Below are 12520 nucleotides of genomic sequence, written 5' to 3'. Positions count from 1 at the left end.
ACATTCAAAATGATAATAAAAGACGCTCAATTTGTAATAAGCAATACCGACTATCGTAAGTGCCCTCAGGATCAGAAGCCTGAATTTGCATTTATCGGACGGTCTAATGTAGGTAAGTCATCGCTTATAAATATGCTGACCAATCGTAAAGGATTGGCCATGACATCGGCTAAACCGGGAAAGACCCAGTTAATAAACCATTTTATTATCAATGATGAGTGGTATCTGGTTGATTTACCGGGATACGGATATGCTCAAAGAGGTAAAGATGGACGTGAACGTATTAAAACGATCATCGAGGATTATATTCTGGAACGTGAAGCGCTTACAAACCTGTTTTTGTTGCTTGATAGCAGACACGAACCTCAAAAGATTGACCTGGAGTTTATCGAGTGGCTTGGCGAAAATGCTATTCCGTTTGCCATTGTTTTTACTAAAATCGATAAGTTGAGCAAATCTCGTTTAAATGAGAATATGACCGTTTATTTGAATAAATTACATGAAACATGGGAAGAGCTTCCGCCTATATTCCATACTTCATCCGAAGCTAAAATAGGAGGAGAAGAGATTCTTGATTATATCGAACAAATCAATAAAGGATTATAAATCAAACTCGATCTGATTTATAATGAAGTTTTATCCGGTTACTATTGCCTTAGTGACTATTTATTAAAGAAATAAAGATGAATAAAGAATATATGATGAAAGCAATAGAGCTTTCAATGAATAGTGTGGCAAATGGGGGAGGTCCTTTTGGAGCAGTTATCGTAAAAGATGGTAAAATAGTTGCGGAAGGTTCTAATTGTGTGACACTGAATAATGACCCGACGGCTCATGCCGAGGTTACAACTATTCGTAAAGCATGTACCGCTTTAAATACATTTGATCTTAGCGGCTGTGAAATTTATACATCATGTGAGCCTTGTCCTATGTGCTTATCTGCGATCTATTGGGCTCGTATTGAGCGTATTTATTACGGGTGCAATAAAGTTGATGCCAAAAATATCGGTTTTGATGATTCGTTTATATATGAGCAGATAGAACTAAAACCTGAATTAAGAAGCATTCCTTCTTCTCAAGTGTTGCATACCGAAGCCTTAGAGGCTTTCAGAATGTGGACAGATAAAGAAGACAAGATAGAATATTAATGATAAATGTTTTAGGCTCAATATTTCTGAAGTATCGGTTTACAATATTGAGTTTTTTGTATTTTGGGATTTTAGCGTTTTGGATGAGAGTTGGATTACCGGATAGCCGTTTTTTCTTCAATCTTATCTATGCAGTATTAAATGCTGTAATTTTACAATCTTTGATTATTCTTATATCTAAGATTCCGAAGTTCTCTTGGGTGTTTGCTTTTGTCTTATCTCTTTTAGTGACAGCGGATATTACCCATAAATTAGTGTACGGGACTTTGCTAACTCTTGGAGGTATTTCCTCAATGTTTGAAAGTAATACATCTGAGGCCGGAGATTTCTTTCTCTTATATATAAAAGATTGGTTGCCTGCTATTCTCCTGACTACTTCAATTATTATGTTGTCTGTGCATGAAGCACGGTCGATAACGATTCGAAAAAAGTATATCGTTGGCTTTTTAGTGATTGCTTTAAGTCTAAATTTTGCATCTATCTTTCTCTCAAGAGGAGAAGGCGAAAGAGTAACTGCCTATGAAGAATTTAATACTGCTCCGGATCTTTTTATTCAGACCAGTATGTCAGTTCGGATTCCTTTAGGGGTGAATTCGTTTATTTCAACGCTTTCATATTGGAATGAGATGAGGAAATTCAGAGAAGAAGCAACCTTGCCGAAAGTCCTTATGCCGGGACTTTCTTACTCGCAGAAGAATGTCTCTCCACAGACAATATTTCTGGTGATAGGTGAAAGTTCTTTGAGGACTCATTATAGTTTGTATGGCTATGATTTACCAACAACTCCCTTCCTCGATAGTCTTAATACAGCAGGAAATCTTCTTTATTATAACGCTTTTTCTGTAGCACCTATAACCAGAGAGGCGCTGAGAATGTCTCTAAGTTTTGCGTCCCCTCTTGATGTTGCTCCGTTTACCAAGAATGAAAATGTTGTGACAATGGCTAATCTGGCAGGTTATGAATCTCATTGGGTTTCTAATCAAGATAAGGTTGGTATGCATGACAGCTTTATAGGGTTGATGGCTTCGTATGCTAAGACCTCGAAATTCTATCATTTTGAAAAGGATGATATTCAATTGTTGAAGGATGTGAGTGAACAATATGATTCATCCAAGAAGCAGATATTCTTTATTCATCTGAAGGGAAGTCATATCGATTATAACGATAAGTATGATCGGACGGATCAAGATGATTTTAAGGAAGTACCCGGAAGGGAAATAACACTCGACTACGACCGAAGTATCCATCATACAGACCGGGTTTTATCTCAACTTGATCACTTAGTCAAAGGTTCAGCAAAAGACAGTATTTCTTCTGTAATTGTTTATTATTCTGATCATGGAGAGGTAATAAATAAAGGTCATGGAATAATGAAGAAAGAAAGTGACCAGTTTAAGATTCCTTTTTTGATCATACCTTATAGTCAGAAACGGTATATTTCTCAAAAGATGGAGCATTTTCTGGATAATGGTATCTTTAATTCTAATAGTATTAGTTATTTTATGTCCTTTCTATTAGGTTATGATATAGATGAGCAGTTATTAAGAAGATCCCAAAACGAAGCTTTATATTACTATCATGTAGACGGACGAAGCTATAAGATTGCCGATTTATAATATTGGAGTAACCTAACCGTAAATCATTTATTTTATCTATAATTTAAGGTGGATAAAAGTGTATTGTTATTGTTTGATCTGTAGCTACAAAATAACATAAAAAGAAGTTGGTTTTTTTAATATTACTGCGAATTTCAAATATATTTATTAATTTTGACAGATGTCTAACCAATAAGAAAGAACGATTTTAATTCTTGCAAATATGAAAAAAATCAATTTTAGTGCAGGTCCTTCAATTTTACCACAGCAGACAATAGAGGAAACAGCCAAGGCTATTTTGGACTTCAATTCATCTACATTGTCTCTAATGGAAGTTAGTCACCGTGGGAAAGATTTCATTGCCGTAATGGATGAAACGATTGCGTTGTTTAAAGAACTACTCAATGTTCCCGCAGGTTATTCGGTAATATTTCTTGGTGGTGGGGCAAGTTTACAATTCTGTATGGTGCCTTTTAACTTACTCGAAAAGAAAGCTGCCTATTTGAATACAGGGACTTGGGCTAGTAAAGCGGAAAAAGAAGCTAAACTATTTGGTGAAGTCGTAGAAGTTGCATCGTCGAAACCAGAGAACTTTACTTATATTCCTAAAGATTATACGATACCGGCTGATGCTGATTATTTCCATATAACAACGAACAATACCATCTTCGGAACAGAAATACACACCGATATTGATTCGCCCGTACCGTTGGTAGCAGATATGTCTTCTGATATATTCTCTCGTGTGATAGATGTTTCTAAATATGCTCTTATATATGGTGGTGCTCAGAAAAATTTAGCTCCCGCAGGGCTAACATTTGTAGTAATTAAAGATGAAATTCTAGGAAAAGTATCACGTCAGATACCTACTATGCTGAATTATCAGACGCATATCGATAACGGTTCTATGTTCAATACACCTCCTGTAGTGCCTATTTATGCAGCCATGCAGACTTTGCGTTGGTTGAAAGCCAAAGGTGGAGTTCCTGCTATGGAAAAATTGAATAAAGAAAAGGCTGCTTTGTTGTATAATGAGATAGATCGTAATCCTCTGTTTATCGGAACTGCGGCGAAAGAAGACCGTTCGTTAATGAATGTTTGTTTCGTTATGTCTGAAGGTTATAAAGAATTGGAAGCTGACTTCCTGAAATTTGCATCAAGCAAGGGCTTGGATGGACTGAAAGGACACCGTTCGGTAGGTGGATTCAGAGCATCTATATATAATGCGATGCCTTTGGAAGGTGTTCAGGCATTAGTTGATGCTATGCAGGAATTCGAAAAAAACAATGCTAAATAAAAATCGGATATAACAAAATACTATGAGTAAAAGAGTATTAATAGCAACTGATAAACCGTTTGCGGCAGAGGCTGTAAAAGGCATCAGAAGTGTTATCGAGAAGGCAGGATATGAATTGGTTCTGCTTGAAAAATATACAGAAAAACAGCAGTTGTTAGATGCTGTTTCCGATGTTGATGCTGCGATTATCCGCAGTGATATCTTTGATAAGGATGTTTTGTCGTCAGCAAAGCAATTGAAAATAGTGGTGCGTGCCGGAGCCGGTTATGATAATATCGATCTGGATGCAGCTACAGCCAATGGTATTTGTGCAATGAATACCCCCGGACAAAATGCAAATGCAGTTGCAGAACTTGTATTTGGATTAGCAGTATATGCTGTTCGTAATTTTTATAACGGAACATCTGGGAGTGAGTTGTTAGGCAAAAAACTTGGAATTCATGCATACGGAAACGTTGGTCGCAATGTTGCTCGTATAGCTAAAGGATTCGGAATGGATGTGTATGCTTTCGACCCTTTTCTTTCGGCTGAGGCTATAGAGAAAGAAGGTGTTAAGGCTGTTAAATCTGTTGAAGAATTATATACTACATGTCAGTTTGTATCATTGCATATTCCTGCAACCGCAGAGACTAAGAATTCAATCAATTTCGAATTGTTGAGTAAACTTCCTAAGAAAGCTTTGTTATTGAACACAGCCCGCAAAGAAGTGATTAATGAGGCTGAGATCGTTAAATTTATGGAAGAGCGGACAGACTTTAAATATGTGACTGATATTAAGCCCGGAAATCACGAAGAACTGGTTGCTAAATTTGCAGACAGGTATTTTTCTACTCCGAAGAAGATGGGGGCACAAACAGGCGAAGCTAATACGAATGCTGGTATAGCTGCGGCTAATCAGATTGTAGACTTCTTCGAAAATGGTAATGAACGTTTCAGAGTAAACAAGTAAGATAAGATTATTTACATCATTATATAAAACCGGAGCTATATATTTATATAGCTCCGGTTTTTTTTCAGTGTAAAAAAAATAAGGATTGCATTTTGCAATCCTTATTTTATATGTTGAAAATTCAAGAAATCAATTTTCAGGTGCAGCCACTTCAGGAGCTTGATCGTCTTTTTTTACAACCGGTCTTTCAGGACGTGGAGGACGAGGAAGTAATGCTTTACGAGAAAGCTTAATCTTTCCTGTTTTAGAATCGATATCAACTAGTTTAAGTTCTAAGATATCTCCTTCTTTTAAGCCTGCATCTTCCATGTTTTCTATACGATCCCAAGATAGCTCGGAAATATGTAGAAGTCCGTCTTTACCCGGTAAGAATTCGCAGAATGCGCCATAAGGCATGATCGAACGAACCTTCGCTTCATATACCTCACCTATTTCAGGAACAGTAGTAATACCTTTAACTTTAGCAACAGCAGCATCAATAGAAGCCTTGTTGGTAGCAGAGATTTCTACTCGACCTTGATTGTCTATCTCTTCGATAGTAATAGTAGCTCCGGTTTCTTCTTGTATACCTTGTATAATTTTTCCACCAGGTCCTATTACAGCTCCGATAAAGTCTTTAGGTATCATCATCACAACAATACGAGGAGCATTTGGTTTAAGATCTGGTCTTGGAGCAGGCAGTGTTTCAAGAACTTTACCCATGATGTGTAAACGTCCTTCTTTCGCCTGATTCAATGCTTTCTCTAGAATTTCGTAAGAAAGACCATCTACTTTAATATCCATTTGAGTAGCAGTAATACCATCTACAGTACCACAAACTTTGAAGTCCATATCACCTAAATGATCTTCATCACCTAAAATATCTGAAAGAACAGCATAGTTTGTGCCTTTCTTTTCAGAAATAAGTCCCATTGCAATACCTGTTACAGGTTTTTTAATTTCCACACCGGCATCCATAAGAGCCAGAGTTCCCGCACAAACTGTTGCCATAGATGATGAACCGTTTGATTCTAATATATCAGAAACCACACGTACAACATAAGGATATCCTGTTGGGATCATTGGTTTTAAAGCTCTGTGGGCAAGATTACCGTGTCCAACTTCGCGACGTCCTACACCTCTCTGTGGACGAGCTTCTCCTGTAGAGAATGGAGGGAAATTGTAATGTAAAAGGAAACGTTCTCTTCCGTTATTCAAAACATCATCAATGATCTTCTCATCAAGTTTAGTTCCTAAAGTAACAGTAGTAAGTGATTGTGTTTCTCCACGAGTGAATATTGCTGAACCATGGGCTCCGGGTAGATAGTCTACTTCGCTCCAGATCGGACGAATTTCGGTAGTCTTACGACCGTCAAGACGCTTTCCTTCGTCTAAAATAGAGCGGCGCATTGCTTCTTTTTCCACATCGTGATAGTATTTTCCTATCAATGCTCCTTTTTCTGCAAGTTCTTCTTCAGTAAGGCTCGCTTTATATTCTGTAACTATTGCTTCGAAATTATCTACACGTTCGTGTTTGTTTGTGTTACATGATGTTGCAACAGCATAAGCCTTGTCGTAACATTTAGCCCAAACATCTTTACGAAGATCTTCGTCATTCGCTTCATGGCAATAAGTGCGTTTTTCTGTAGTACCGCATAATTCCATAAGTTCAAGCTGAGCTTGACATTGTAGCTTAATGGCTTCGTGTGCAAATTTGATTGCTTCGAGCATTTCTGATTCTTGCACTTCTTTCATTTCGCCTTCTACCATCATGATATTGTCGATAGTTGCTCCTACCATAATATCCATGTCGGCTTGTGCTAATTGATCGAAAGTCGGATTTAATACGAATTTACCATCAATACGGGCAACTCGTGCTTCAGAAATAGGTCCGTTAAATGGAATTGTAGATACAGCTAACGCTGCAGATGCCGCCAATCCGGCAAGGGCATCCGGTATATCTTTACCGTCTGAAGAGAATAATATTATATTAACAAAAACTTCAGCGTGATAATCATCCGGAAAAAGAGGACGCAGAGCGCGGTCTACTAATCGGCATGTTAGGATTTCGTAATCAGATGCACGTCCTTCACGGCGTAAAAAACCTCCCGGAAAACGTCCAAATGCGGCGAATTTTTCTTTGTATTCAACTTGCAAGGGCATAAAATCTACACCCGGATTTGCATCTTTTGCGGCACATACTGTAGCCAGCAGAATAGTATCTCCCATTCTAACGGTAACAGAACCATCAGCCTGTTTAGCTAATTTTCCTGTTTCAATGGTGATAGACCTTCCATCACCCAAATCGATACTTTTTGTAATCGGTTTAATCATAATTCTTTTTTTCTATCTTCTAAAAATCGCGTAAAGTTACGTAAAGTTTTTTATTATTCTGTTTTGAAACACATTAAAGATAGCTTAACATAAAATAATGAACACTTTTGTCATTGAAAGGTTATATTTGCTGGAGGAATATTTCACGGAATTTTTATTTTCTTGGGATGATGAGAAATCATTAGTGTTAATTTAAAATATAAATATTATGAAAAAAAGCTTTTTGTTATTATTCTCTTCGGTTTTGTTATTCAGTTGTAATAATAAACAAGCGGATAAGCAAGAGTCCGTAGGAGGTGATTCGTTGACAACTGTTGTAGATGATCATAATGCTCGAACATCATTGGATGTCGCAGGGGTTTATAAAGGTGTGTTGCCTACAGCATCAGCAGGAGGAATGGAGGTTATTATCAATCTGACAGATAGTACTTATAGCAAAGAATTTAAATATCTGGGGGAGAAAAATCCGAAAGCATATGCAAGTAAAGGGGTATTTAGCTGGAGTGCAGATGGTTCGACTATAACACTGTCGGGAGAAGATGCTCCTAATCAATATTTTGTAGAAGAGGGAGCTTTGCGTCAGTTGGATATTGAAGGCAAAAAAATAGAAGGCAGCTTAGCCGATCAGTACGTGTTGAAAAAAGAGTAAGAGACCGGTGTTGTCTTGAAAATATATCGAAGGGTTGTGATAAAAAATCACAACTCTTTTTTTGTTGTTGAAATCGTAATTATCTGTGATAATATTTTTTGCTAATTAACAGAAAATCCGTATCTTTGCGAGCCGATTATTATAAATGTGAATTTAAATATTTGATACATAGTTTGTTATTTGCTTACAAGTGTCCTTAGCAGATAAAAGTAGATTAAGCTATGATCGGGTATTAGTCATTAACCAAATTAAAACAATTAAAGAAAGTGGATACTTTAAGTTATAAGACCATTTCCGCAAACAAAGCAACCGCGAAAAAAGAGTGGGTTGTGATTGATGCTTCGGGTCAGACTTTAGGTCGTTTGGCTTCAAAGGTGGCTAAACTTTTGAGAGGAAAGTATAAGCCAAGTTTTACTCCTCACGTAGATTGTGGAGATAATGTAGTTATTATTAATGCTGATAAAGTTGTTCTAACTGGTAACAAATGGAACGATCGTGTTTATCTGAGATATACAGGATATCCCGGAGGACAACGCGAAACTACTCCAGCCGTATTGCTTAGCAAGGGTGCTGACAGATTAGTGCATAAAGTGGTAAAAGGTATGTTGCCTAAAAATATTTTGGGTGCTGCTCTTTTGAAAAATCTTTATGTATACGGAGGCTCAGAACATAAACATGAGGCTCAACAACCTAAAACATTAGATATAAACTCTCTTAAATAATAACAATGGAAGTAATAAATGCAATCGGAAGACGCAAAGCTGCAGTAGCTCGTGTATACGTTAGCGAGGGAACCGGAAAAATTGTTATCAACAAACGAGATTTAACAAATTACTTCCCTTCATCAATCCTTCAGTATGTTGTGACTCAACCTCTAAATAAATTAGGTGTTGTTGAAAAATATGACATTAAAATCAATCTGAATGGTGGTGGTTACAAAGGGCAAGCAGAAGCTGCACGTCTAGGTATAGCTCGTGCGCTTGTAAAGATCAATGCAGATGATAAACCAGCTCTAAGAGCAGAAGGCTTTATGACTCGTGATCCTCGTGTTGTTGAACGTAAAAAACCGGGACAACCAAAAGCAAGAAAAAGATTTCAATTCTCAAAACGTTAATTTGGCTATGGCTTTCGCTTATCAGAATTGGTCTTTCGTGGCTTAGTTCTTATAGCGAACAGAAATATAGACGTTGTCAATACGTCGGCAAAAGTTACGTTTAGTATCTAAATTGACGGGACTTCTTTGATGAGCTACCCGGCAATTCAAATTTGCAGAAAAAGAAAGTAAACGCATTAAAAACGAAAAAACAAAAATGGCAAAATTAGAATTTGACCAATTACTTGAAGCTGGTGTACACTTCGGACACTTAAAAAGAAAGTGGAATCCAGCTATGGCTCCTTATATTTTTATGGAGCGTAATGGCATTCACATTATCGACCTATACAAAACAATCGCAAAGGCTGACGAAGCTGCTGCTGCATTGAAACAAATAGCTAAATCAGGTAAAAAAATCTTGTTCGTTGCAACTAAAAAGCAAGCTAAACAAGTCGTTGCCGATTTATCACAATCAGTAAATATGCCATACGTTATTGAACGTTGGCCAGGAGGTATGTTGACTAACTTTCCTACTATCCGTAAGGCTGTTAAGAAAATGTCAACTATTGACAAAATGATTAAAGACGGTACATTTGATACTCTTTCTAAGAGAGAAAAACTTCAAATCACTCGTCAACGTGCTAAATTGGAAAAAACTCTAGGGTCTATCCAAGATTTAACACGTCTTCCTTCTGCTCTGTTCATTGTTGATGTTTTGAAAGAAAATATCGCAGTGAAAGAAGCTCAACGTTTAGGTATTCCAGTATTTGCAATGGTAGATACAAACTCTAATCCCTCGGATATAGATTTTGTTATCCCTGCAAATGATGATGCTGCTAAATCTATCGAAGTGATTCTTTCTCACCTTTGCGAATCTATCAAAGAAGGTTTAGAAGAACGCAAAGTAGAAAAAGCAGACAGTACTGCTGCCGAAGCTCAGGAAGAAGGTGCAAGAAGAGAGCGTAAAGCTAAAACCGGAGCTAAAAAAGAACGTGCATCTAAAGATGACGAAGAAGCTCTGAAGGCTGCTGTTGCTAGCAAATATGTGAAAGACGAAGAGTAATCTCGTAAATACATAAAGGTTAAGAATAACAGCTGGGAACAAACATTCTTAGGCCTGATTCTTAACCTTCTCTTTTTTTAATATACCAATGTAAGTAGACTAAAGTCTCTGATATACCACACGATTGATATTGTGTTTGGTTGTTTACTTACCTAAATAATAAATAGGTCTGAGACCTTTATAATCTAAAAAATACAATAAAGAATATGGCAGTTAGTATGGCTGATATCCAAAACCTACGCAAAAGAACAGGCGCAGGTATGATGGATTGTAAAAATGCATTGAGCGAAGCTGGTGGCGATTTTGATAAAGCTATCGAAATTATTCGTAAAAAAGGACAAGCTTTCGCTGCAAAACGTGGCGACCGTGAAGCTTCTGAAGGTTGTGTATTAGCAGGTGTAAACAATGATTTCGCTGCTCTTGTAGCATTAAAGTGTGAAACAGACTTCGTGGCTATCAATGCTGAATTCGTAGGATTAACTACTACTATCCTTGATGCTGCATTAGCTAACAAACCTGAATCATTAGATGCGTTAAACAATGTACAAGTCGATGGACGCAGAATCGAAGATCTAGTTACAGACCGTATGGGGGTAACTGGTGAAAAGATGGAAATAGGTTCTTTTGAAACATTGTCTGCTCCTTCTGTTGTATCATATATACACCCGGGAAACAAGTTGGCTACTATCGTAGGTTTCAACAAAGCAGGTGTGGATGCTCAGGTAGCAAGAGATGTGGCTATGCAAATTGCTGCAATGAATCCTGTTGCTTTGAAAGCTGAAGAGGTATCTGAAGAAATCAAAGAAAGAGAATTAAACCTTGCTAGAGAAAAAGCTCGTGAAGCAGGTAAACCTGAAAACTTGATCGAGAAAATTGCTGAAGGTGCATTGACTAAATTCTACAAAGAGTTTACTCTTCTTCAACAAGAATTTATTAAGAATCCTAAACAAAACATTGAGCAATATCTGCATTCTGTGGATAAAGAACTTACTGTTGTAGGATTCAAACGTTTCTCTTTGAATGCTGAATAATTAGCACAATAGAGTTAATATACAAAAAGGCGAATCGATTGATTCGCCTTTTTGTATTGGTTTATTGTAAGAAAGGGTTATTCCTTTTCTCGTCTCTGATGCTTGTTTGCGGTCCGTGACCGGGATAAACGATAGTTTCCGGAGGTAATGTTAACAAGCGGGTTCTTATGGCTTCGATCAATTGAGATTGATTGCCTCCTGCAAGATCGGTACGACCGATACTTCCCCTGAATAAGGCATCTCCGACAAATACACATTCGCCTTCGATACTATAAAACGCAACGCTGCCCGGCGAATGTCCCGGAACTTCCAATACAATGAACTTCTGATTGCCGAATTCTATTGTATCATTTTCTTTAATGAAACTGCCGACTTCCGGAGCTTCTTCTGCGTCTCTGAATCCAAACATGCGCATCTGTGCCGGCATTGCCTCTAAAAGAAATAAATCTTTATCGTTAGCAAATGCTTTTAAGCCAAACTGATCCAGTATAAACTTATTTCCAAAAACATGATCGAAATGGAGATGTGTATTTAGTAGGTGTTTGACCACAAGATCGTTGTCCAGTATGAAATCCAGCAACTGCCTTTTTTCATCAGGGAAAAAACAGCCAGCATCGATAATCACGCATTCTTTGGTTTCGTCATAAACAACGTATGTGTTTTCTGCGATTGGATTGAATTCGAATATCTTTATGTTCATCGTATTTCTATTTTATTTACAGAGGTAGGTAAACTACCTTCTTTGTCTCAAAAAAATCTTCAGAAAAGAAATTACTCAAATCGTCGATTTCGGCATATTTTCTGAATGGGGCTACTTCTCCTTCCAGTTCTCCGCCTTTCAGGCATATCAGCCCGTTTGGTAAAGAGTTTTGCTGTTCTTTGGATATATTCTTCTTTATTATTTTTACTAACTCTTCAAGCGGCATAACCGCACGGCTCACTACAAAATCGAATTTGCCTTTCTCTTCCTGTGCTCTGCAGTGTCTGAAACTGATATTTTCAAGTCCGATAGCATTCGATACTTCTGTTGCTACCTTTATTTTTTTGCCGATGCTATCTACAAGTAAGAATCGGGTTTCAGGGAATAAAATAGCTAAAGGTACTCCCGGAAAACCTCCTCCAGTGCCTACATCCATTATAGAACTTCCGGGCTTGAAAGAAATAACTTTTGCTATGCCTAATGAATGAAGAACGTGGTGTGTATACAAGTTTTCAATATCTTTGCGGGATATCACATTGATCTTCGAATTCCAATCAAGATACAGATCATAAAGGGCTGCAAATTGGGCTTTTTGCTTATCTGTCAGATTCGGAAAGTATTTCAGTATAATATCCATAACTATTTAGTAAATAAAAGTATTTAATGATACATTTTTAGTTAT

General features: G+C 37.3%; 13 protein-coding genes. 10 read left to right on the top strand and 3 right to left on the bottom strand.

The genetic code is table 11. The features are described 5' to 3' along the window. Nucleotides 1-9: 9 nt before the first annotated feature. The 5 genes from yihA (at nt 10) to K322_RS0102560 (ending at nt 4989) form a co-directional block, all read left to right on the top strand. Nucleotides 10-606, top strand: a complete 597-nt coding sequence (yihA, locus tag K322_RS0102580) for a ribosome biogenesis GTP-binding protein YihA/YsxC (RefSeq protein WP_026625464.1) — start codon at nt 10-12, stop codon at nt 604-606. A 92-nt stretch (nt 607-698) separates the two neighbouring features. After that, nucleotides 699-1148 carry a nucleoside deaminase gene (locus tag K322_RS0102575; RefSeq protein WP_374116871.1) on the top strand — a complete coding sequence of 150 codons (450 nt, stop codon included), beginning with the start codon at nt 699-701 and terminating at the stop codon, nt 1146-1148. Between the two features lie 83 nt (nt 1149-1231). Further along, complete coding sequence (locus K322_RS0102570; RefSeq protein ID WP_026625462.1) at nt 1232-2764, top strand: phosphoethanolamine transferase; 1533 nt, start codon at nt 1232-1234, stop codon at nt 2762-2764. Nucleotides 2765-2966: 202 nt separating this feature from the next. Continuing rightward, complete coding sequence (gene serC / locus K322_RS0102565) at nt 2967-4040, top strand: 3-phosphoserine/phosphohydroxythreonine transaminase (RefSeq protein ID WP_026625461.1); 1074 nt, start codon at nt 2967-2969, stop codon at nt 4038-4040. Nucleotides 4041-4062: 22 nt separating this feature from the next. After that, nucleotides 4063-4989, top strand: a complete 927-nt coding sequence (locus K322_RS0102560; RefSeq protein WP_026625460.1) for a 3-phosphoglycerate dehydrogenase — start codon at nt 4063-4065, stop codon at nt 4987-4989. A gap of 129 nt (nt 4990-5118) precedes the next feature. Here K322_RS0102560 and pnp read toward each other — a convergent pair whose 3' ends face one another. Further along, the gene (gene pnp / locus K322_RS0102555; protein WP_026625459.1) at nt 5119-7302 is read right to left on the bottom strand and encodes a polyribonucleotide nucleotidyltransferase; all 2184 of its coding nucleotides are present in this window, start codon (nt 7300-7302) and stop codon (nt 5119-5121) included. A 208-nt stretch (nt 7303-7510) separates the two neighbouring features. On the opposite strand from pnp, the gene K322_RS0102550 reads away from it, so the two are divergent. The 5 genes from K322_RS0102550 (at nt 7511) to tsf (ending at nt 11138) form a co-directional block, all read left to right on the top strand. After that, a complete protein-coding gene (locus tag K322_RS0102550; RefSeq protein WP_026625458.1) occupies nt 7511-7951 on the top strand; it encodes a copper resistance protein NlpE in 441 nt (146 codons plus the stop codon). Nucleotides 7952-8217: 266 nt separating this feature from the next. Beyond that, nucleotides 8218-8673, top strand: coding sequence for a 50S ribosomal protein L13 (gene rplM / locus K322_RS0102545; protein ID WP_026625457.1), 456 nt, complete (start codon nt 8218-8220; stop codon nt 8671-8673). 5 nt (nt 8674-8678) lie between these two features. Further along, nucleotides 8679-9065, top strand: a complete 387-nt coding sequence (gene rpsI, locus K322_RS0102540; protein WP_026625456.1) for a 30S ribosomal protein S9 — start codon at nt 8679-8681, stop codon at nt 9063-9065. Nucleotides 9066-9261: 196 nt separating this feature from the next. Continuing rightward, a complete protein-coding gene (gene rpsB / locus K322_RS0102535; RefSeq protein ID WP_026625455.1) occupies nt 9262-10107 on the top strand; it encodes a 30S ribosomal protein S2 in 846 nt (281 codons plus the stop codon). A 206-nt stretch (nt 10108-10313) separates the two neighbouring features. Then, the gene (tsf, locus tag K322_RS0102530) at nt 10314-11138 is read left to right on the top strand and encodes a translation elongation factor Ts (RefSeq protein ID WP_026625454.1); all 825 of its coding nucleotides are present in this window, start codon (nt 10314-10316) and stop codon (nt 11136-11138) included. Between the two features lie 61 nt (nt 11139-11199). Here the strand turns inward: tsf and K322_RS0102525 are convergent, their stop codons facing one another. Then, nucleotides 11200-11838 (bottom strand): MBL fold metallo-hydrolase, encoded by a 639-nt coding sequence (locus K322_RS0102525; protein WP_026625453.1) that lies wholly within the window; start codon nt 11836-11838, stop codon nt 11200-11202. A 16-nt stretch (nt 11839-11854) separates the two neighbouring features. Next, on the bottom strand, nt 11855-12475 hold the full coding sequence (rsmG, locus tag K322_RS0102520; protein WP_026625452.1) for a 16S rRNA (guanine(527)-N(7))-methyltransferase RsmG: 621 nt from the start codon (nt 12473-12475) through the stop codon (nt 11855-11857). Between the last annotated feature and the right edge of the window lie 45 nt (nt 12476-12520).

The sequence above is a fragment of the Indolivaga capnocytophagoides DSM 22835 genome, assembly GCF_000426485.1.
GTDB classification, from domain to species: Bacteria; Bacteroidota; Bacteroidia; order Bacteroidales; family Dysgonomonadaceae; genus Dysgonomonas_A; species Dysgonomonas_A capnocytophagoides.
This window is presented reverse-complemented; position numbering and strand designations above follow the sequence as displayed.

Excerpts from the sequence above, each read along its gene's own strand:
- K322_RS0102570 (WP_026625462.1), top strand. The coding sequence starts at position 1,232 with ATGAGAGTTGGATTACCGGATAGCCGTTTTTTCTTCAATCTTATCTAT.
- serC (WP_026625461.1), top strand. The coding sequence starts at position 2,967 with ATGAAAAAAATCAATTTTAGTGCAGGTCCTTCAATTTTACCACAGCAG.
- tsf (WP_026625454.1), top strand. The coding sequence starts at position 10,314 with ATGGCAGTTAGTATGGCTGATATCCAAAACCTACGCAAAAGAACAGGC.
- rpsB (WP_026625455.1), top strand. The coding sequence starts at position 9,262 with ATGGCAAAATTAGAATTTGACCAATTACTTGAAGCTGGTGTACACTTC.
- K322_RS0102525 (WP_026625453.1), bottom strand. The coding sequence starts at position 11,838 with ATGAACATAAAGATATTCGAATTCAATCCAATCGCAGAAAACACATAC.
- rpsI (WP_026625456.1), top strand. The coding sequence starts at position 8,679 with ATGGAAGTAATAAATGCAATCGGAAGACGCAAAGCTGCAGTAGCTCGT.
- yihA (WP_026625464.1), top strand. The coding sequence starts at position 10 with ATGATAATAAAAGACGCTCAATTTGTAATAAGCAATACCGACTATCGT.
- rsmG (WP_026625452.1), bottom strand. The coding sequence starts at position 12,475 with ATGGATATTATACTGAAATACTTTCCGAATCTGACAGATAAGCAAAAA.
- K322_RS0102560 (WP_026625460.1), top strand. The coding sequence starts at position 4,063 with ATGAGTAAAAGAGTATTAATAGCAACTGATAAACCGTTTGCGGCAGAG.
- pnp (WP_026625459.1), bottom strand. The coding sequence starts at position 7,302 with ATGATTAAACCGATTACAAAAAGTATCGATTTGGGTGATGGAAGGTCT.
- K322_RS0102575 (WP_374116871.1), top strand. The coding sequence starts at position 699 with ATGATGAAAGCAATAGAGCTTTCAATGAATAGTGTGGCAAATGGGGGA.
- K322_RS0102550 (WP_026625458.1), top strand. The coding sequence starts at position 7,511 with ATGAAAAAAAGCTTTTTGTTATTATTCTCTTCGGTTTTGTTATTCAGT.